Annotated in this window: 19 protein-coding genes and 2 riboswitches; of the genes, 12 read left to right on the top strand and 7 right to left on the bottom strand. The window is 62.6% G+C overall.

From position 1 onward, the window contains the following. Positions 1–128: 128 nt before the first annotated feature. From gcvH to V6M61_RS01405, 4 genes are all read right to left on the bottom strand, one after another. On the bottom strand, positions 129–494 hold the full coding sequence (gene gcvH / locus V6M61_RS01420) for a glycine cleavage system protein GcvH (protein ID WP_332774768.1): 366 nt from the start codon (positions 492–494) through the stop codon (positions 129–131). A 73-nt stretch (positions 495–567) separates the two neighbouring features. After that, positions 568–1,716 carry a glycine cleavage system aminomethyltransferase GcvT gene (gene gcvT, locus V6M61_RS01415; protein ID WP_442957713.1) on the bottom strand — a complete coding sequence of 383 codons (1,149 nt, stop codon included), beginning with the start codon at positions 1,714–1,716 and terminating at the stop codon, positions 568–570. A gap of 46 nt (positions 1,717–1,762) precedes the next feature. After that, positions 1,763–1,864: riboswitch (glycine riboswitch) on the bottom strand. 21 nt (positions 1,865–1,885) lie between these two features. Further along, positions 1,886–1,989: riboswitch (glycine riboswitch) on the bottom strand. A 17-nt stretch (positions 1,990–2,006) separates the two neighbouring features. After that, complete coding sequence (locus tag V6M61_RS01410; protein WP_332774766.1) at positions 2,007–2,582, bottom strand: hypothetical protein; 576 nt, start codon at positions 2,580–2,582, stop codon at positions 2,007–2,009. Positions 2,583–2,704: 122 nt separating this feature from the next. Then, complete coding sequence (locus V6M61_RS01405) at positions 2,705–4,390, bottom strand: electron transfer flavoprotein-ubiquinone oxidoreductase (protein WP_332774765.1); 1,686 nt, start codon at positions 4,388–4,390, stop codon at positions 2,705–2,707. A gap of 117 nt (positions 4,391–4,507) precedes the next feature. On the opposite strand from V6M61_RS01405, the gene V6M61_RS01400 reads away from it, so the two are divergent. The 4 genes from V6M61_RS01400 (at position 4,508) to V6M61_RS01385 (ending at position 7,404) form a co-directional block, all read left to right on the top strand. Beyond that, positions 4,508–5,290: an SDR family oxidoreductase gene (locus V6M61_RS01400; protein ID WP_332774764.1), complete on the top strand. Its 783-nt coding sequence runs from the start codon at positions 4,508–4,510 to the stop codon at positions 5,288–5,290. Between the two features lie 38 nt (positions 5,291–5,328). Beyond that, a complete protein-coding gene (locus tag V6M61_RS01395) occupies positions 5,329–5,979 on the top strand; it encodes a LysE family translocator (RefSeq protein ID WP_332774763.1) in 651 nt (216 codons plus the stop codon). A 3-nt stretch (positions 5,980–5,982) separates the two neighbouring features. Beyond that, positions 5,983–6,873, top strand: a complete 891-nt coding sequence (locus V6M61_RS01390) for a DMT family transporter (protein ID WP_332774762.1) — start codon at positions 5,983–5,985, stop codon at positions 6,871–6,873. A 108-nt stretch (positions 6,874–6,981) separates the two neighbouring features. Beyond that, entirely contained in the window at positions 6,982–7,404 is a 423-nt protein-coding gene (locus V6M61_RS01385) for an acyl-CoA thioesterase (protein WP_332774761.1), read from the top strand. 101 nt (positions 7,405–7,505) lie between these two features. On the opposite strand, the gene V6M61_RS01380 is transcribed toward V6M61_RS01385, so the two are convergent. Next, positions 7,506–8,423 (bottom strand): metal-dependent hydrolase, encoded by a 918-nt coding sequence (locus tag V6M61_RS01380; RefSeq protein WP_332774760.1) that lies wholly within the window; start codon positions 8,421–8,423, stop codon positions 7,506–7,508. 133 nt (positions 8,424–8,556) lie between these two features. Between V6M61_RS01380 and V6M61_RS01375 the strand changes: the two genes are divergently transcribed. Continuing rightward, on the top strand, positions 8,557–9,156 hold the full coding sequence (locus V6M61_RS01375; protein ID WP_332774759.1) for a TetR/AcrR family transcriptional regulator: 600 nt from the start codon (positions 8,557–8,559) through the stop codon (positions 9,154–9,156). Between the two features lie 86 nt (positions 9,157–9,242). Here V6M61_RS01375 and V6M61_RS01370 read toward each other — a convergent pair whose 3' ends face one another. Then, positions 9,243–9,866 (bottom strand): peroxidase-related enzyme, encoded by a 624-nt coding sequence (locus V6M61_RS01370; RefSeq protein WP_332774758.1) that lies wholly within the window; start codon positions 9,864–9,866, stop codon positions 9,243–9,245. A gap of 198 nt (positions 9,867–10,064) precedes the next feature. Here V6M61_RS01370 and katG point away from each other — a divergent pair, with 198 nt between their 5' ends. Both katG and V6M61_RS01360 read left to right on the top strand, forming a co-directional pair. Continuing rightward, entirely contained in the window at positions 10,065–12,278 is a 2,214-nt protein-coding gene (gene katG / locus V6M61_RS01365) for a catalase/peroxidase HPI (RefSeq protein ID WP_332774757.1), read from the top strand. A gap of 140 nt (positions 12,279–12,418) precedes the next feature. Continuing rightward, the gene (locus tag V6M61_RS01360) at positions 12,419–12,742 is read left to right on the top strand and encodes a carboxymuconolactone decarboxylase family protein (protein WP_442957714.1); all 324 of its coding nucleotides are present in this window, start codon (positions 12,419–12,421) and stop codon (positions 12,740–12,742) included. A gap of 81 nt (positions 12,743–12,823) precedes the next feature. Here the strand turns inward: V6M61_RS01360 and V6M61_RS01355 are convergent, their stop codons facing one another. Beyond that, complete coding sequence (locus V6M61_RS01355) at positions 12,824–13,381, bottom strand: PAS and helix-turn-helix domain-containing protein (protein ID WP_332774755.1); 558 nt, start codon at positions 13,379–13,381, stop codon at positions 12,824–12,826. Positions 13,382–13,469: 88 nt separating this feature from the next. Here V6M61_RS01355 and V6M61_RS01350 point away from each other — a divergent pair, with 88 nt between their 5' ends. The 5 genes from V6M61_RS01350 to V6M61_RS01330 all read left to right on the top strand — a co-directional run bounded on the left by V6M61_RS01350 (position 13,470) and on the right by V6M61_RS01330 (position 19,035). Next, the gene (locus V6M61_RS01350) at positions 13,470–14,177 is read left to right on the top strand and encodes a CoA transferase subunit A (protein WP_332774754.1); all 708 of its coding nucleotides are present in this window, start codon (positions 13,470–13,472) and stop codon (positions 14,175–14,177) included. Positions 14,178–14,180: 3 nt separating this feature from the next. Further along, positions 14,181–14,819 carry a CoA transferase subunit B gene (locus tag V6M61_RS01345; protein ID WP_332774753.1) on the top strand — a complete coding sequence of 213 codons (639 nt, stop codon included), beginning with the start codon at positions 14,181–14,183 and terminating at the stop codon, positions 14,817–14,819. Between the two features lie 326 nt (positions 14,820–15,145). After that, positions 15,146–16,135, top strand: coding sequence for an extracellular solute-binding protein (locus V6M61_RS01340; protein WP_332774752.1), 990 nt, complete (start codon positions 15,146–15,148; stop codon positions 16,133–16,135). 67 nt (positions 16,136–16,202) lie between these two features. Continuing rightward, positions 16,203–17,285 (top strand): ABC transporter ATP-binding protein, encoded by a 1,083-nt coding sequence (locus V6M61_RS01335; protein ID WP_332774751.1) that lies wholly within the window; start codon positions 16,203–16,205, stop codon positions 17,283–17,285. Positions 17,286–17,340: 55 nt separating this feature from the next. Next, on the top strand, positions 17,341–19,035 hold the full coding sequence (locus V6M61_RS01330; protein WP_332774750.1) for an ABC transporter permease: 1,695 nt from the start codon (positions 17,341–17,343) through the stop codon (positions 19,033–19,035). Positions 19,036–19,043 lie beyond the last annotated feature (8 nt).

Raw genomic sequence — 19,043 nt, 5'->3', positions numbered from 1 at the left:
CAGCCCCCTCGGGGCTGAGGCCCGCGGCTCCAAGCCCGCCTGCGCGGGCTTGGACGGGCTGAAGAGCCGTCGCCTCTGGCGGCGACTCGTCCAGCGCAGTACACGCAGTGACAAGCGTGGGGGTCACGTCAGTTGGCAGAAAAAGTCGTGTAGCTGGTTTCGTCCATCAAGGCATCCAGCTGGGACGCGTCTGACAGCTTGACCTTGAAGAACCAGCCGGCGCCCAGGGGGTCGCTGTTGGCCAGCGACGGGTCGTCGCGCAAGGCTGCATTGACTTCAATGATTTCGCCGCTGACGGGCATGTACACATCCGCGGCGGCCTTGACCGACTCCACCACGCCGGCGGTGGCTTTCTGGGCGAGGCTGGCGCCCACGGCGGGCAGGTCCACAAACACCACGTCACCCAGCGCGTCCTGCGCATGGACGGTGATGCCGACAACGGCGGTATCGCCTTCAACTTTGACCCACTCGTGGTCTTCGGTGTACTTGATCATGGTTTCCTCCGGTTAATTTAAAAAAGGATCATCAAAAAGGGATCGGGTCCAAGCCGCGCAGCTGCTCAGCCACTCAGCCACGGAAATAACGGTTTGGCACAAAAGGCATGGCCGCCACTTCCATGGCCACCGGCTTGCCGCGGACGATGGCGTTGACACGCGTTCCGATGGCTGCAAACTCGGGACTCACATAGCCCATGGCCACGGGCTTGTCGATGCTGGGGCCCAGCAGGCCGCTGGTCACCTCGCCAATGCGCTGGCCGGCCGTGTTTTGCAGTTCGGTGTGCTCGCGCACGGGCACACGCTCCAGTGCGATGAGTCCCACGCGTTTTTTGCCAACCGTCGCGGCCGGGGTGTCCAGCTGGGCCAGGATTTTGGCCGCACCCGGGAAACCACCGGCACGGGCGCCGCCAGTGCGGCGTACTTTCTGCATCGCCCAGTTGAGTGTGGCTTCCACCGGCGTGGTGCCGGTATCGATGTCGTTGCCATACAGGCATAGCCCGGCCTCCAGCCGCAGCGAATTGCGCGCACCCAGGCCGACCGGTTTGACTTCGGGCTGGGCCAGCAGGACGCGCGCCAGCGCATCGGCGTGCGAATCAGGCACCGAGATCTCGAAGCCGTCTTCACCGGTGTAGCCGCTGCGCGTGATGAACAGCTCGGCGCCTTCCCAAATGAAGCGCCCGCCGGTCATGAAGACCAGTTTTTCGACCTTGGTCAGCAAGCGCGACAGCGCCGTCACCGCCTGCGGGCCCTGCAGTGCCAGCAGGGCGCGCTCGGGCATGGGGATGACCTCGCAGCGCGCACCGATTTTTTGCTGGATGTGCGCCATGTCGCCTGCTTTGCAAGCGCCGTTGACGATGACGAAGATGTCATCACCCCGGTTGAAAAACATCAGGTCGTCAATGATGCCGCCCTCATCATTGAGCAGCAGGCCGTAGCGCTGCTTGCCCACCGCCAGGTCGATCACGTCGACCGGCATCAGGGTTTCAAAGGCGGCGGCGGCATCGGGGCCGACCAGCCGCAACTGGCCCATGTGCGAGACGTCAAACAGTCCGGCGGCCTTGCGTGTGTGATGGTGCTCGGCCATCAGGCCGGCCGGATACTGTACCGGCATCGAATAACCTGCAAACGGCACCATGCGGGCGCCCAGCTCGACATGCAGGCCGTGCAGCGGTGTTTTGAGAAGGGTTTCGGCAGTAGCGGAAGAAGAGGTGGTGGACAAGGCGTTCTCCGGGGGGCAAGTCATGTTCCACGGTCTTTGACCATGGGCTGCCCCTGCTGTCCACTTTACCTGAGAGATTCACCTGGCGATACAGGCTTGCTCCTTCGGTGGGCCGCCTCCAAGGCGGCCTCTCTCCAGTAGGGAACGTCCTTCAGCGGTTGGGGCCTTGAGACGGTTGCCAGTCCTTTTGCCTGAGCGTTAAGCGCCCCATTGAGGGGGCTGCATGCGCCTTCGGCGGCTTTCCGTGTGAAAGCGCTCTCCTGACCCCGTAAGTGTAGCGGAAGCGCAGTTCAGGCCGCCGATTCAGGGGGCAGCAGCATGGCAATCCGCTCGCTGATGGAGTCAGCCCGTTCGTGCCCGGCAATTTTCTCGATGTCTTCCAGCATGTCGCGCGAAGCCGCCAGCATGGATGCCCGGTCTTTGGCGTTGCGCAAGGCCTCGCGGTAGCGTTCGGCCATGCCGGGATCGCGCCTGGTGAACATCCGCTCGCACATATCAAAAAGAAACATTCGCGTGGTGGCCAGCGAGCGTTTGCCTTCAAACGAGTCGGCGGCGACCTGGGTGACCTGCGTGGCTTCGGGGCCCGCAGGTGCTGGCTGCTGCGCGGGGGCGGGAGCGGACGTACGCCGAGGTGAAACCGGCGCCGGGCTGGCGGCGGGAGCCTGCGTGCCCGGCAGCGCTTCGAGGAAGCCGTCGCGCAGCAGGCGCAGCGCGATCTGTTCGCCGTCGCCATCAAACAGGGGCCGGAAGTCCTGTACCGATTTGCGCCCATCGGCCAGCAGCAAAAGTGTGCGCTCGCGCTGACCGAGCGTGCGGTTGCCAGGTTTCAGCTCGGCGCGAGCTCGTTCTGTCTTGTGCAAATGCATGGGGCTTCATCCTGAAATGAAGCCTGTAGCATCCGCGAAAAAAATGACAGCCGTGTGAATCGCGGGCACTGCTGTGTGCAGTACGACCGGCAGGGCCGGTGTGAGCGGTCGGGTTGACCGGCTTACATTCCGCTGTAGTTGGGGCCGCCGCCGCCCTCGGGCGTGACCCACACGATGTTTTGCGTCGGGTCCTTGATGTCGCAGGTCTTGCAGTGCACGCAGTTCTGCGCGTTGATCTGCAGGCGATCGGTATTGTCGGCGTTCTTCACGAATTCGTAGACACCGGCCGGGCAGTAACGGCTTTCGGGCCCCGCGTACTGCGCCAGGTTGATGTTGACCGGAACGCTCGCATCCTTGAGCGTCAGGTGGGCGGGCTGCTGCTCTTCATGGTTGGTGTTGGAGACGAACACCGAGCTCAGGCGGTCGAAGCTGATCTTGCCGTCAGGCTTGGGGTAGACGATCTGCGGGCACTCCGATGCGGGCTTGAGCTTGGCATGGTCGGGCACAGTGTTGTGAATGGTCCAGGGCGGGGCCTTGAAGCCCAGTTTGGGCAGCAGCCACAGCTCGATGCCGTTCATGATGGATGACAGGTACAAACCCTTTTTCATCCACTGCTTGGTGTTGCGTGATACTTCCAGTTCTTCGTGCAGCCAGCTCTTCTCGAACGCCTCGGGGTAGGCCGACAGTTCGTCGTGCTGGCGGCCACTGGTCACTGCGGCATAGGCGGCTTCGGCCGCCAGCATACCGGTCTTGATGGCGGCATGGCTGCCCTTGATGCGCGCGAAATTGAGGAAACCCGCGTCGCAGCCCACCAGCGCACCACCAGGAAATACGGTCTTGGGCAGGCTCATCAAGCCGCCGCAGGTGATGGCTCGCGCGCCATAGCTGATGCGCTTGCCGCCTTCAAGGTATTGGCGAATTGCCGGGTGCGTCTTCCAGCGTTGCATTTCCTCAAACGGGCTCAGCCAGGGGTTGCTGTACTCCAGGCCGGTGATAAAGCCCAGCGTGACCTTGTTGCCTTCGAGGTGGTACAAAAAGCCGCCGCCATAGGTTTTGCTGTCCATGGGCCAGCCGAGCGAGTGAACCACATGGCCGGGCTTGTGTTTGGCGGGATCGATCTCCCACAGTTCCTTGATGCCGAGGGCATAGGTCTGCGGGTCTTTGCCTGCATCGAGCTTGTATTGGGCGATCAGTTGTTTGCCCAGGTGGCCGCGAGAACCTTCGGCAAAGAGGGTGTACTTGGCATGCAGCTCCATGCCGAGCTGAAAGTTGTCGGTCGGCTGGCCGTCCTTGCCGACGCCGAGATTGCCGGTGGCCACGCCCTTGACGGAGCCATCGTCGTTGTAAAGCACTTCAGCGGCCGCGAAGCCGGGGAATATCTCGACGCCAAGCGCCTCGGCCTGCTGGCCCAGCCAGCGGACCACGTTGCCCAGGCTGATGACGTAGTTGCCCTCGTTGTGCAGGCACTTGGGGATCAGGAACTGCGGGGTGCTGATCTTGCCGGTCTGGCTCAGGAACAGCATCTCGTCGCCAGTGACGGCTTGGTTCAGCGGGGCGCCGAGTTCCTTCCAGTTGGGAAACAGTTCTGTGATCGCGCGCGGGTCCATGATGGCGCCGGACAAAATGTGCGCGCCAGGCTCGGAGCCTTTTTCAAGCACCACTACGGAAATGTCCGTGCCTTTTTCAGCCGCCAGCTGCTTGAGGCGAATCGCAGTGGCCAGACCGGCGGGGCCACCGCCCACAACGACCACGTCATATTCCATCGCTTCACGGGGACCAAACTGGGCAAGAATTTCTTCGGGTTTCATCGGGGACTCGCTGATAATGAATTTCAGGGATGATGGGCTGTCTGTCTCGCGGTTGATTTTATGCCGTGAAAGCAGGGAACCGAACGGGCGTTCGCTTTTAATCGAGAGGAGTCTCTAATGGCTTACAGCATGGATCTTTCGGGGCGTGTCGCGCTGGTGACCGGCGCCTCAGGCGGCCTGGGTGCGCAGTTTGCCAAAACCCTGAGCCGGGCCGGTGCCGCGGTGGTGCTGGCCAGTCGTCGGGCAGACAAGCTCAAGGCGCTGCGTGCGCAGATTGAGGCCGAAGGCGGCGATGCCCACGTGGTGACACTTGATGTGGCCGACCATGCGAGCGTGAAGTCGGCGGTGGCCCATGCGGAAACAGAAGTCGGAGCCATCGACATCCTGGTCAACAATTCGGGCGTGAGCACCACGCAGCGCATCCAGGACGTGACCGAAGAAGACTACGACTTCATCTTCGACACCAATGTCAAGGGTGCATTCTTTGTGGCGCAGGAAGTGGGCAAGCGCATGCTGGCCCGCGCCAGGGGTACGGCGCCGGGCACCTGGTCGGGCGGGCGCATCATCAATATTGCCTCGATGGCCGGCCTGCGGGTGCTGCCGCAGATTGGCGTGTACTGCATGAGCAAGGCCGCCGTGGTGCAGATGACCAAGTCCATGGCGCTGGAGTGGGGCAAGTACGGCATCAACGTCAATGCCATTTGCCCGGGCTATATCGACACCGAGATCAACCACCATCACTGGCAGACCGAGCAGGGTCAGAAGCTGGTGCAGATGCTGCCGCGCAAACGCGTCGGCAAGCCCGAAGACCTGGACGCGCTGCTGGTGATGCTGGCCAGTGGGCAAAGCCATTTTCTCAACGGCGCGGTGATTGCCGCCGATGACGGCTTTGGCGTTTGAACCGAGTTAAAGAACACGATCACTTTCCGGAGAAGAACATGATGGATTCCGTAGTCCCGTATCTGGGCCCGATAGGCCTCATCTTTTTGGCCTTGCTCGCGGGCGTGGTCAGCCCCGGCCCCAGCTTTGTGCAGGTCGCGCGCATCGCGGTCTCGCGTTCCCGCGCCGACGGCCTGGCCGCTGCGTTAGGCATGGGGCTGGGCGCGCTGGTGTTTGCCGCGCTGGCGCTGGCCGGGCTGCAGGCCTTGCTGTCCGCCTTGCCCGGCGTCTACCTGGCGCTGAAAGTCGTTGGCGGCCTGTACCTGATGTGGATCGCCTTCAACATCTGGCGCGGGGCGCGCCAGCCGCTGGAGATGGGCGGCGATGAGAAGGGCGCCTCGCGCCGCACGGTGCTGCAATCGTTTCGCCAGGGGCTGGTGACGCAGCTGAGCAACCCCAAGATCGTGGTGGTCTACAGCAGCGTGTTCGCGGCCCTGCTGCCCGCGCAGTTCCCCTTGCCGGCGGCTGTGCTGGTGCTGGCCGGCGTGCTCGTGATGGAGACCGGCTGGTATGCGTTGGTGGCGATGGTGCTGTCGTCGTCCGTGCCGCGCGCGGCCTACCTGCGTAGCAAGGCCGTGGTGGATCGCACGGCGGCAGGCGCCATGGGCCTGCTTGGGCTGCGCCTGGTCGCCACCGCGCACACCGTCTGAGGCATGCTGACGGGTATTCTGGCCGGGCTCGCGGCGGGCGCGCTGTGGGGGCTGGTGTTTGTGGCGCCGCGCATGGTGGGCGGCTACTCGTCGGTCGATTTGACGGCCGGGCGGTTTGCCGCGTATGGCGTGGTGGCCGCGGTGGTCATGCTGACCGGCATGCGCAGCCGGCGATTGCCCACGGCGCGCCAGGCGCTGGCGGCGCTGGTCATGAGCGTGCTGGGGTTCAGCGGCTACTACCTGCTGCTGGTGCTGGCCATTCGCGATGCGGGCACCGAAGTGCCGACGCTGGTCATCGGCACCATCCCCATCTGGGTCATGCTGCTGGGCAAACCGCAGCATCTGCGCTGGGGGGCGCTGGCGCCGGGCCTGCTGCTGACGCTGGCCGGGTTGCTGCTCATGATGAGCGCCACGCACGGCGCCGTGGCGGATGGCGGCGCCCATTACTGGCGCGGCATCGCGCTGGTCACGGGTTCGCTGGTGTGCTGGACGGTGTTTGCCATTTTCAATTCGGCCTGGCTCAAGCGCCACCCCGAAGTCAACGCCACCGACTGGGCCAACTGGCTGGGCATTGCGACCGGGCTGGGGGCTGTGCTGCTGTGGCTGGCGGCGGGCTCTGACGCCAGCACGCTGGCCGCGCAGGATGACCGTGCCGTGTTTGCCATGCTCTGCATTGCCACCGGGTTCGGCTCGGCCTGGCTGGCTACCATCTTGTGGAACATCGCCAGCCAGCGTCTCTCCGCCAGCCTGTGCGGGCAACTGATCGTGAGCGAGACGATTTTTGCGCTGCTGTATTCTTTTGCCTGGGACGGCCACTGGCCGACCGGGGTGCAGCTGGCCGCCTGCGTGCTGTTCACGCTGGGCATTCTGGCGTCCATCAAGGCGCACAGTTAGGCCCCCACGCTCTCTCGCTTCGCGTAGTACGCTGCCCCCCGAGGGGGCTGTGCTTGCTCGGGGCGGCCCTTCGCTGCGCGCTAGGCTGATCAGGCTTGTTAGGCACTTATGAAAATCGAGATTCCCGAGAAGAAAAAACTGGTCCACGAGATGCGTATTTCCATTCGCTGGGGCGACATGGATGCGATGGGGCACGTCAACAACGCCACCTATTTTCGCTACCTCGAGACCGTCCGCATCGAGTGGATGCGCTCGATCGGCTGCCAGCCCGACCCGCAGGGTGAGGGTCCAGTGATCGTCAATGCCTTCTGCAATTTCTATAAGCAGCTCGAGTACCCGGGCGATGTGCTGGTCAAGATGTATGTCAGCGATCCGGGCCGCACCACCTTCGAAAGCTGGGCCACGATGGAACGCGTGGACCAGCCCGGTGTGATCTGCGCTGCGGGCGGCGCCACCACCATCTGGGTGGACTTTCCGGCGCAAAAGGCTAAAGCATTGCCGGACTGGATGCGCGAGCTGGTTGAGGCTTGATATTTAGGCTAAATCGGCCTCTGGACCCATAAATACGGGCGTAAAAAGCTATTAAATCAATAGCATCTGGTGGTGCCTGCCTGACTTCCGTGCTTTTCTCTTCAGCGCACGGCGCGCCAGCTTTGGGCGTTGTCTGCCAGCCAGCGGGTTGCCAGCGCGTGGCCTTGCGCCTCGGGCGCAGCATGGGCTTCCTGGTCGGGGTGGAAGTCGCGCCTGAAGTAGGCGAGCAGTGGCCCGGTGCAGCGCCAGACTGTCCCGTCCTTGCCCCAGAAGAACTTGAGCGCACTCCACCAGGTGCCGGGTTTGAACAAGCTGCCGTCGGCGTGCAGGTTGAGCACGGTCTGGCGGCCGGCATCCAGCGTGAACAGCACCAGCACATAAAAATACCAGCGGATGCGCCAGGCATGGTTGCCGCCCAGCGCCGTGTACAGGTCAAACGCCACGGCGCGGTGCTCGGTCTCTTCGGCCGCGTGCCAGCGCCACAGTGTCTGCATCTTGGGCTCGGCGCCGGCAAACCAGCTGTCGTAGCGCAGCGTGCCGTCGGCAAACACGGCGGTGCAGTGCTCGTAAGCGGTGGTGACGGCCAGCCAGTGCAGGGGATGCATGCCGCGCTTTTTGCCGAAATCAATGCGCCGGGTGGCCCAGTGCTGCCAGCGGTTGACCAGGCCCTGTTTCTCAAGGTGCGCGTTGTACAGGCCGTGCACATGGCGGTGCGTGGCTTCCTGCCCTATGAACTGGGCCACGGTTTCGCGCAGGGGCGCGTTGTCAGGTGTTTCGGGCAACAGCTTCAGGCCGTCACGCACCGAGTCAATGAAGGACTGCTCACCGACCGGAAAGCTCATCGACAGCGCGTTGTAGTACTGGCTCAGGAAAGCGTCGCCACTGTGCCAGTGGCGCTCAAAGCCCTGGCTCAGGTCCACTTTCAGCTTGCGCACGGTCAGGCCCGACCCGTTGGCGGCCGGTGCAGCAGCGTCGGGAGTGGAGGGGGTAAAAGGAGCGGATGCCGGCGCAGAACGCATTGAATTACCTTGCATAGTGGTCAATATGTGAGCATTATTCAGTTTTAGCGCCTGCCCTTCAACTCGCCTATTGCTCAGTTTTACAGCCATGACCTCACACTCACCTCTTGACCCGGTGTTTTCCTCTGAAAGCATGCGAAAACTGCCCACGCAAGACCGGGCCCAGCGAACCATAGAGACGATTTTTCAGGCCACTGCTCAGATTGTGGAGTGCGAAGGCGAGGGCGCTTTGACTACCAACAAGGTGGCCAAAAAGGCCGGCTTTTCCATCGGCACGCTCTACCAGTACTTTCCGAGCAAGGAAGCGATTTTGCTGGCCATGATCAACCGCGAGCGCCGCCGCGTGCTCGATGAGTTGCAGGCCATGATGAAGCGCGCCGTGGCGGAGCGGCGGGATGTGTCTGCAGCCGTGCGTGATTTGGTGCATACGCTGGTTGAGTCATTTGGCAGCGGCCCGCAACTCAAGCGCGCCATGATCCGACTGGCCTGGCGCATGGACCACCACGAAAACACCACGCAAGCCTTGCGCGAGGCGGCCGAGCGCAACGCGTTCGCGCTGTCGCAGCTTCAGGACCCGAGCCTGCGCATGCCCACGCCGGCCATGATGTTTGTGGCCACCCGCGCCGTGATGGGGGTGATTCGCAGCGCGTCACTGGAAGACTCGCCGCTGCTGGGCACGCCCGAGTTTGAGGACGAACTGGTGCGCATGGTGATGGGTGTGATCAGGGCCTGAGGCCGGGTTCATGGGTGAAATCGGCCTTCAGCCCAAACGGAACATGCGCAAACAGCTATCAAATAAATAGCAAATAACGTTTATGCTTATTTCTGCTTGGCAGGTTTGGGCACCCGTCCCATCAGGTAGAACTCGGGGTTGGGCTGCATGCCGCTGAAGCTGGCCATGCGGTTGGACAGGCCAAAGAACGCCGTGATGGCCGCAATGTCCCAGGCGTCTTCATCGTCAAAGCCGTGCGCATACAGCGCGTCAAAGTCGGCGTCTTCAATCTGGTCGGAACTGAGGCAGACCTTCATCGCGAAGTCCAGCATGGCGCGTTGGCGCGGCGTGATGTCGGCCTTGCGGTAGTTCACCGCCACCTGGTCGGCCACCAGGGGTTTCTTTTCGTAAATGCGCAGGATCGCACCGTGCGCCACCACGCAATACAGGCAGTGGTTGGCGGCGCTGGTGGTTGTGACGATCATCTCGCGCTCGCCCTTGGTCAAGGTCCCGTTGGGGTTGGAGCCTTCTTCCTTGAGCATCAAGGCATCGTGGTAGGCAAAGAAGGCGCGCCACTCGGCGGGTCTGCGCGCCAGGGCCAGAAAAACGTTGGGCACGAATCCGGCTTTTTCCTGCACCTCCAGGACTTTGGCCTTGATGTCTTGCGGCAGGTCTTTGAGTTCGGGGGCGGGGTAGCGGGGCACCGCGCCGGGAGTCTTGGGAGGGGTCATAAGGATTTCCTTCAAAGGCTTTATAAGTGACTCGGCTTCAAGCGTAACTGCAAGACGCCTGTCCGGTCGTGCCGGGCGGTGGCGCAGATCGGATGTAATTAATAAAAACTATTAGATAAATATTTTTAATTGACTTTGATTATTTTGCTGTGAAACCTAGACTGTGCTCCACCCCCCTATTCATCGAAGGAACCCATCATGGCTGATCACACTACTACACAAAGCGAAAGCGCCTGCCCGTTCTCGGGCGGCGCCCGCAAACACGCACTGGCCGGCGCCGCGACAAACGCCAGCTGGTGGCCCAACCAGCTCAACCTCAAGATTCTTCACCAGAATTCCGCGCTGTCCGACCCCATGGGCGAGGCGTTCAACTATGCCGAGGAGTTCAAGACTCTGGACCTGCATGCCGTGGTCAAAGACCTCCATGCGCTGATGACGGATTCGCAGGACTGGTGGCCCGCGGACTACGGCCATTACGGCCCGTTCTTCATCCGCATGGCCTGGCACAGCGCGGGCACCTACCGCATCGCCGACGGTCGCGGCGGCGCGGGCTCCGGCACGCAGCGCTTCGCGCCGCTGAACAGTTGGCCCGACAACGGCAACCTCGACAAGGCGCGCCGCCTGCTGTGGCCGATCAAGCAGAAGTACGGCCGGAAAATTTCCTGGGCCGACCTGATGGTCCTGGCCGGCACCGTGGCCATGGAGTCCATGGGACTGAAGACCTTCGGTTTTGCCGGGGGGCGTCCGGACGTCTGGGAACCGGAAGAGATTTACTGGGGACCCGAATCCGAGTGGCTGGGCGACAAGCGCTACAGCGGTAACCGCGAACTCGAAAATCCTCTCGGTGCGGTCCAGATGGGCCTGATCTACGTGAACCCCGAAGGCCCGAACGGCAATCCGGATCCTTTGGCCTCGGCGCGCGATATCCGCGAGACCTTTGCCCGCATGGCCATGAATGACGAGGAGACCGTCGCGCTGACCGCGGGCGGGCATACCTTCGGCAAAGCCCATGGCGCCGCCGACCCGGGCAAGTACGTCGGCCCCGAGCCCGAGGGCGGCAGCATCGAGGACCAGGGCTTCGGCTGGACCAACAAGTTTGGCGGCGGCCATGGTGTGCACACCATCACCAGCGGCATCGAGGGCGCCTGGACCAACAACCCCATCAAGTGGGACAACGGCTACTTCGAGAACCTGTTCGGTTACGAGTGGGAGCTGACCAAGAGCCCCGCGGGCGCGCACCAGTGGAAGCCCAAAGACCCCGCCGCGGCGAGTGCTGTGCCGGACGCGCATGATCCCGCGCTGCGCCATGCGCCGATGATGACCACGGCCGACATGGCCATGCGCATGGACCCGGCCTACGAAAAGATCTCGCGGCGCTTCATGGAGAACCCGCAGGAATTCGCGGATGTTTTCGCCAAAGCCTGGTACAAGCTGACGCACCGCGACATGGGCCCCACCGCGCGCTACCTCGGCCCGCTGGTTCCCAAGGGGCAGTTGTTGTGGCAGGACCCGATTCCCTCGGTCGACCATGAGCTGATCGGGGAGAACGACATTGCGGCATTGAAGGCCACGGTGCTCGCATCTGGGCTTTCCATCTCCCAGCTGGTCACCACGGCCTGGGCGTCCGCCGCGACATTCCGCGGCAGCGACAAGCGCGGCGGCGCCAACGGCGCGCGCATTCGCCTCGCACCGCAAAAGGACTGGGAGGTCAACCAGCCGGCGGAGCTCGCGAAAGTGCTGAAGGTGCTGGAGGCGATCCAGGGCGAGTTCAATGGCGCGCAGTCCGGCGGCAAGAAAATTTCGCTGGCCGATTTGATCGTTCTCGGTGGCTGCGCGGCCGTCGAGGCGGCCGCCAAGAGGGCCGGGCATGATGTGAAAGTGCCTTTTTCGCCGGGACGAATGGACGCTTCGCAGGAGCAGACCGATGTGCAGGCATTTGCCGTGCTGGAACCGACCGCGGACGGCTTCCGCAATTACGGCCGCAAGGGGCAGGAGGCACGAGCCGCCGAGCAGCTGGTGGACAAGGTCAACCTGATGACGCTGAGCGCCCCCGAGATGACGGTTCTGGTCGGCGGCATGCGCGCCCTCAATGCCAACGTCGGGCAGACCCAGCACGGTGTCTTCACCAAGCGGCCCGGGACATTGAGCAACGACTTCTTCGTGAACCTGCTTGACATGCGCACGAAGTGGCAGAGGTCCGCCGCCTCCGACGGCGTGCTGGAGGGCCGCGACCGTGCGACCGGCGAGCTCAAGTGGACGGCTACCGTGACCGACTTGGTTTTTGGCTCCAACTCCCAGCTGCGGGCCATCGCGGAGGTCTATGCATGCAGCGACGCACGGGAGGTGTTCGTGCGTGACTTCGTGGCGGCATGGAGCAAGGTCATGAACCTTGACCGTTACGACCTGGCCTGAACGGTGTTGATCTTGCCCGCCCCGGTGAAAACCTGGGCGGGCTTTTTTGTTTTCAACTACGCTTGGGCTTTCAAGGAGTTCACGTGACTTCCACATTTTCCAGCGACTTCGACAAAGGCCTGGCCACCCGCAAGCAGGTGATGGGTGAAGACTTTGTGGCCGATGCGTTTGCCAACGCGACCGACTTCACCCGCCCGATGCAGGAGCACATCACCGCCAAAGCCTGGGGTGATGTCTGGCAGCGTGAGGGGCTGGACCTGAAAACGCGCAGCCTGGTCACGGTGGCCATGCTGATTGCCCTGGGCAAGCAGCATGAGCTCAAGGGCCATGTGCGCGGCGCGCTGAACAACGGCGCCAGCGTCAGTGAGATTCAGGAAGTGCTGCTGCACGCCGCGGTGTATTGCGGCGTGCCGACCGCGGTCGATGCGTTTCGCAGCGCGGCCGAAGTGATTGACAAGAAATAGCTCGTCATCCCGGGCTTGACCAGGGATCCACTTTGGCGAGCCCCGGACGGATGCCGGATCGAGTCCGGCATGACAAGGCTTTCAAACCCCGACCATCAGCTTGTGCACCAGGTCGGCCGTGGTGCTGGCCTTGTACTTGCGCATCAGCCGTGCCCGGTAGATTTCCACGGTGCGGTGGCTGATGACGAGGGCCCGGCCGATTTCCTTGGAGGTCAGGCCGTCCATCAGGTGGGCCGCCACTTCACGCTCGCGCGCCGTGAGCTCGGCGGTGACGGGGCGGCGCGAGCTCAGGTCTTCAAAGGTCCAGATGCCAGCTTCATGCGGTGCGCTGCGGTTCAGCGCCCGTCCGGTCACGTGGCACCAGAAGGTCTCGCCCTTACAGCGGCCGTCCACGCGTTTCATGATGCGGTCGTCGGCGTACAGCCCCTTGGCATTGAGAATGGGGATCATGCGGGCACCGATGCGCTCATACTCATCGACGCTGGGGTAAAGCACCTGGAAGGACTGGCCCGCCAGTTGCTCGTGCGAGGCGCCAAACATTTCGCATAAATGCTGGTTGCAGTCCACAATGGTGCGGTTGCGGGACAACACCAGCCCTACGGGCGCCAAATCGAAAGCGAGCTGGTAATCGACTTCCATGGGGCTAACCTTTACGAAAAACTACGTATTTCAATAGGTAGTATCGTACTGGATTGTTCCCGGGCTGAACTACAACAGGAGATTATTTGTGAACAAACTTTTTCCCTCCGCGGCCGAAGCCCTCAAGGGCGTGGTCAAGGACGGCCAGTTGATGGCTGTCGGTGGCTTCGGCCTGTGCGGTATTCCCGAGATGCTGATCGAGGCGCTCAAGGACAGCGGCGTGAAGAACCTGACTGTGATATCCAACAACGCCGGCGTGGACGGCTTCGGCCTGGGCAAGCTGCTGGAAACGCGCCAGATCAAGAAGATGATTTCAAGCTACGTGGGCGAGAACAAGGAGTTCGAACGCCAGTACCTCGCCGGTGAGTTGGAGCTCGAATTCACGCCGCAAGGCACGCTGGCCGAGAAGCTGCGTGCCGGCGGCGCCGGCATTCCGGCCTTCTTCACCAAGACCGGTGTCGGCACCATCGTGGCCGACGGCAAGGAGCTGCGCGAGTTCGATGGTGAAACCTATGTGATGGAGCGCTCGCTGGTGCCCGAGGTCGCGCTGGTCAAGGCGCACCGCGCCGACAAGTCGGGCAACCTGCAGTTTCGCCTGACCGCGCGCAACTTCAATCCGGCCGCGGCCATGGCCGGCAAGGTCTGCATCGTCGAAGTCGAAGAGATCGTGGAAACCGGCGACATCGAACCCGACCAGATCCACCTGCCGGGCATTTACGTGCACCGCATCGTGCTCAATGCGCATCCCGAAAAGCGCATCGAGAAAAGAACCATCACAGAGAAAGCAGGAGCCTAGATCATGCCGTGGACCCAAGACCAGATGGCCGCGCGCGCGGCACAAGAACTCGAAGACGGCTTCTATGTGAACCTCGGCATCGGCATCCCGACGCTGGTGGCCAACTTCGTGCCCGCCGACAAAGAGGTGTGGCTGCAAAGCGAGAACGGCATGCTGGGCATAGGACCGTTCCCGACCGAAGACACGGTGGACGCCGACCTGATCAACGCCGGCAAGCAGACCGTGACGACGATCAAGGGCTCGTCGATCTTCGGCAGCCATGAAAGCTTTGCCATGATTCGCGGCGGCAAGATCAACCTGTCCATCCTGGGCGCCATGCAGGTCAGCGAACACGGCGACCTGGCTAACTGGATGATCCCCGGCAAGATGGTCAAGGGCATGGGCGGCGCCATGGACCTGGTGGCCGGCGTCAAGCGCGTGATCGTGCTGATGGAGCATGTGGCCAAGAAGAAAGACGGCACCGAGGACCTCAAGATCCTGAAGAAGTGCACGCTGCCTTTGACCGGCGTGGGCGTGGTCGACCGCATCATCACCGACCTGGCCGTGATGGACGTGACGCCGCAGGGCCTGAAGGTGGTCGAGATGGCGCCCGGTATGACGCGGGAGCTGCTGCAGTCGAAAACCGGGGTGGAACTGGTCTGACGACGCACTCCGCGCTAAACGACAAAAGGCCCCGAGGGGCCTTTTTGCTTTTGTGGCATCTGGGTCGGGCGAAGGGGATCGAGCCCTCGCATGAAGCTTGGGAAGCTGCCGCTGTGCTGCGCTGCCATTGAACTACACCTGCGGCGCGGTCGTGGTGCCATCGCCGGCATGCCACCGCGCCATGCCTGCAGATATCAATTGGTACTATCCCGGTATTAGAAATTGGTATTCGATTGGTAATATCTGGCGTCGTAGCGCCATGCTGATGCCGCGATGCTGCCCGGAGTGGGTGCTTGGGTTCGATGTACAACAAGAGGAGACTGGAAATGAAGATAACGCGCAGAACATTCGGCTTTTTCTCGATGGGCGCTGTGGGGGCCCTGCTGGCCAGGCCAGCGTTGGCCGACGGCAAGGTCACGATCTACACGGCCGCGCCCCAAGACCTGATCGACAAAGTGGTTCCCGCCTTTGAAAAGGCGAGCAAGCTCAAGGTCGAACTGGTCAAGGCTGGCTCGGGCGAGCTGATCAATCGACTGAAAGCCGAGAAAGGCCGTCAGACCGCCGACGTGATCTGGGCCGTGGCGGGCGAGGTACTTGAGGCCAACAACAGCTTGTTCACCAAGTACGCGCCGGACAACGCCAAGTTCATCGCCGATGCGTTCAAAATCGACGACGCGTGGGTCCCGTTCACGGCCGTGGCGACTTCGTTTGGCGTCAACACCAAGTTGCTGACGCCAGCCCAGTACCCCAAGAGCTGGACCGATCTGGCCAACCCCGTCTACAAGGGCAAGATTTCGGCCGCGCGGCCCGACAAATCGGGCTCTGCCTTCATTCAACTCGCCACCATCCTGCAGCTATACGGCGAGGATAAGGGGTGGGAGCTGTACACGAAGATTCTCGACAACCTGGTTCTGTCCAACAGCTCGGGCGCGGTGCCGAAGTTCGTCAACGACGGCGAAGCGTTGATCGGCATCTCAAACGAAGACACCTTGCTCAAGTTCAAACAGGGCGGCGGTTCGGTCGAGATTCTGTACCCGGCCGATGGCACCACGGCCAGTGCCGATGGCATGGCCCTGCTGGCCAACCCGGTCAATGCGGAGGCCGGCAAGCAGTTCATGAACTTCATGCTCTCGCGCGAGGCGCAGGAGATCGTCGATGCCGCCGGTCGCCGTGCCATACGCACCGACGTGACCTCGAAGAACAGCCTGACGCCACTGGCCAAGATCAAGCTCATCAAGTTCAACACCGACCTGGCCGGCGCCCAGCGCACGCGCATTCTGGCCAAGTGGAACGACTTGTTGCTCAACAAGAAGTGATGCGCTGAACGCCGCCGCCACCCGTGGGCGGCGGCATTTTTTGGTTAATGGATTGCAGGGACACGCCATGTCGCAGGTTCAACTCAAAAACATCAAGAAAAGCTACGGCAACTACGTGGCGCTGAAGAACATCGACATCGATATTGGCCTCGGCTCGTTCTTCACGCTGCTGGGACCGAGCGGCTGCGGCAAGACCACGCTGCTGCGCGCCATCGCCGGTTTTCATAGGCAGGACTCGGGCGAGATTTACGTGGGTGAGAAGTCCATCGGGCAGTTGCCAGCGAACAAGCGCAATGTGGGCATGGTGTTTCAGGATTACGCCGTGTTCCCGCACCTCAGCGTGTTCGACAACGTCGCGTTCGGCTTGGTGCAGCAGAAGGTGCCGGCCGCGCAGGTCAAGGAGCGCGTCGCAGCCATTCTGAAGACGGTACATCTGGCCCAGCATGCCGAGCGCATGCCGCATCAGCTCAGCGGCGGGCAGCAGCAGCGCGTGGGCCTGGCGCGCGCGCTGGTGATCCGGCCCAAGGTGCTATTGATGGACGAACCGCTGTCCAACCTCGATGCCAAGCTGCGCATTGACTTGCGACGCGACATCAGGCAGCTGCAGCAGGAGTTCGGCATCACCACCGTGTATGTCACGCACGATCAGGAGGAGGCGCTGGCCATTTCCGACCAGGTCTGCGTCATGTACGACGGCTGGGCCCAGCAGGTGGGCAGCCCTTGGGCCATCTACAACCAGCCGGCCAACCGTTTTGTCGCCACCTTTGTCGGCTCGAACAACTTCATGCCCGTGGCCGTGCGCTCTGATGGCGAACTCGAACTGCTTGGGACACGCTTGCCTGCGCCGCCCGCCGTGCGTGAGCATGCCAGCGCCAGCTGCGTGGGCGCTGTGCGGCCGGAGAAGGTGCGGGTCAACCAGGCACTGGCCGGGCCAGGCGTGCAGGTGCGGGGCGTGCTGCGCCAGTCGATGTTCACCGGCCGCGAGCTGCAACTGACGGTGGAGGTTGAAGGGCACGGCACACTCGATGCACTGACCGCCCCGGACGAGGCGATCGTCGCGATCAAGCCCGGCCACGAGCTGCAGTTGGGCATCCAGGCCAGCGATGTGCTGTACTTCGCCGAAGGCGAGACCGGGAAGCTGTTGTCATGAGCAGCCGGGCCGTTCCCAAGGCGAATACCGCAGCGCGCAGCGCGGAGCTTACCCAATGAGCGCCGCCGCGCAACCAGCGTCGGCCATGGGCAAGGGCATGCGCAGCTTCCTCCGCATGGACTTCTGGTCCGTGGTGATGGCGGCTTCACTGGCCCTCATTGCCGTGCTGCTGGCCTGGCCGATTGTGCAGGTGCTGATGCTGGGTTTCATCGACCCGGCAACCGAGAAGTTCACCCTGGCCAACTACGGCAAGGTGCTCACGCATCCCTACTACCTGGGCGCGCTAAAGAACACCGTCATCGTCGGCGTGGGGGGCATGGTGGGCGCCTGCCTTCTGGGCATTCCGCTGGCGTACTTTGTGGCGCGCTATGTGATCTGGGGGCGCACATTGATCGCCACGCTGGCGGTGCTGGCGCTGGTATCGCCGCCCTTTATCGGCGCCTATGCCTGGGTCATGATTTTGGGCAACAACGGCTGGCTGACGCAGTTGCTCAAGTCCTGGGGCATCGCGGTGCCCACCATCTACGGCATTCACGGCATCGTGCTGGTGTTCAGCCTGAAGTTCTTTCCCTTCGTCTACCTGATGACCGAAAGCGCGATCCGCAACATCAACCGGTCTTACGAAGAAGCGGCGCATAACCTGGGCTGCACGCCATTGCAACGTTTTTTCAAGATCACGCTGCCGCTGGTGTTTCCGGCGGCCAGTTCGGGTGCCATCCTGTGCTTTGTGCTGTCGATTGCCGACTTCGGCACGCCCTCGATCATCGGGCGCGACTTCCGCACGCTCTCGACCATCGCCTACAACCAGTACACCTCGGAAATGGGCGGGCCGCCCACCATGGCGGTCAGCATTTCGATGCTGATGATCGTGATCTCGATGCTGGCCGTGGCCTTGCAGCGCTACCTGATCAACAAGCGCAGCTACGCCGGCTCGATGACCAACCTGATCGCGCCCAGGGAAGTCAGCGGACTCAAGGGTGCGCTGGCGCATGCGCTTTGCTACGGCATCGTGTTTCTGGCCACGCTGCCCATCGCGGTGGTGATCTACACCTCGTTTTTGCAGACCAGCGGCCCGGTGTTCACAGGCGGCTTTGGTCTCAACAGCTATGCCCGCGTGGTCAAGGAAGTACCCGATGTCATTGGCAACACCTTCCTGTTTGCGCTGATTGCCGTGGCGCTGATCACCATTGCCGGCAGCCTGATCTCCTACATCATTGTGCGGCGAGGCACCGCGATGTCGGGTTTTCTGGATTCGGTGTTGATGGTGCCCTATGTGGTGCCCGGCGTGGTGATGGCCATCGGTTTTTTGCTGGTCTTCAATACCGGCGTGTTCGATCTGGTGGGCACAGCCACCATCATCGTGCTGATCCTGTTCATTCGCCGCCTGCCCTACGGCGTGCGCGCCACCAGCTCGGTGCTGCGGCAGATCAAGCCCTCGATCGAGGAGGCGGCCGTGAGTTTGGGCGCATCGCCGGCCAAGGCCTTCCTCAAGGTCACGGTGCCGCTGATGATGCCTGGCCTGATTGCCGGCGCCATGATGAGTTTTATCACCGCCATCAACGAGTTGTCGTCCACGCTGCTGCTGTACACCGCACGCACCGCCACCATGCCGGTGCGCATCTACAGCGCCGTGCTCGACGGCGAGTTCGGGGTGGCGGCCGCGCTATCGACCATCTTGCTGGTCAGCTCCGGCTTGTGCGTGTTCGTGGTGTTCCGTTTCTCGCAGTCCAAAGAGGGCGCGTTTGTCTGAGCGCCGTT

The organism is Polaromonas sp. (assembly GCF_036676035.1).
Lineage (GTDB): Bacteria > Pseudomonadota > Gammaproteobacteria > Burkholderiales > Burkholderiaceae_C > Polaromonas.
The sequence above is the reverse complement of the archived record's forward strand: the minus strand, read 5'-3'. Positions and strand labels throughout refer to the sequence as shown.

Coding starts and splice junctions, on each gene's coding strand:
- V6M61_RS01375 (WP_332774759.1), top strand. CDS start 8,557: ATGCGAAAACTGCCCACGCAAGACCGGGCCCAGCGAACCATAGAGACG.
- V6M61_RS01400 (WP_332774764.1), top strand. CDS start 4,508: ATGGCTTACAGCATGGATCTTTCGGGGCGTGTCGCGCTGGTGACCGGC.
- V6M61_RS01405 (WP_332774765.1), bottom strand. CDS start 4,390: ATGAAACCCGAAGAAATTCTTGCCCAGTTTGGTCCCCGTGAAGCGATG.
- V6M61_RS01390 (WP_332774762.1), top strand. CDS start 5,983: ATGCTGACGGGTATTCTGGCCGGGCTCGCGGCGGGCGCGCTGTGGGGG.
- V6M61_RS01385 (WP_332774761.1), top strand. CDS start 6,982: ATGAAAATCGAGATTCCCGAGAAGAAAAAACTGGTCCACGAGATGCGT.
- V6M61_RS01355 (WP_332774755.1), bottom strand. CDS start 13,381: ATGGAAGTCGATTACCAGCTCGCTTTCGATTTGGCGCCCGTAGGGCTG.
- V6M61_RS01340 (WP_332774752.1), top strand. CDS start 15,146: ATGAAGATAACGCGCAGAACATTCGGCTTTTTCTCGATGGGCGCTGTG.
- gcvH (WP_332774768.1), bottom strand. CDS start 494: ATGATCAAGTACACCGAAGACCACGAGTGGGTCAAAGTTGAAGGCGAT.
- katG (WP_332774757.1), top strand. CDS start 10,065: ATGGCTGATCACACTACTACACAAAGCGAAAGCGCCTGCCCGTTCTCG.
- V6M61_RS01395 (WP_332774763.1), top strand. CDS start 5,329: ATGATGGATTCCGTAGTCCCGTATCTGGGCCCGATAGGCCTCATCTTT.
- V6M61_RS01335 (WP_332774751.1), top strand. CDS start 16,203: ATGTCGCAGGTTCAACTCAAAAACATCAAGAAAAGCTACGGCAACTAC.
- V6M61_RS01410 (WP_332774766.1), bottom strand. CDS start 2,582: ATGCATTTGCACAAGACAGAACGAGCTCGCGCCGAGCTGAAACCTGGC.
- V6M61_RS01380 (WP_332774760.1), bottom strand. CDS start 8,423: ATGCGTTCTGCGCCGGCATCCGCTCCTTTTACCCCCTCCACTCCCGAC.
- V6M61_RS01360 (WP_442957714.1), top strand. CDS start 12,419: ATGGGTGAAGACTTTGTGGCCGATGCGTTTGCCAACGCGACCGACTTC.
- V6M61_RS01370 (WP_332774758.1), bottom strand. CDS start 9,866: ATGACCCCTCCCAAGACTCCCGGCGCGGTGCCCCGCTACCCCGCCCCC.
- V6M61_RS01345 (WP_332774753.1), top strand. CDS start 14,181: ATGCCGTGGACCCAAGACCAGATGGCCGCGCGCGCGGCACAAGAACTC.
- V6M61_RS01330 (WP_332774750.1), top strand. CDS start 17,341: ATGAGCGCCGCCGCGCAACCAGCGTCGGCCATGGGCAAGGGCATGCGC.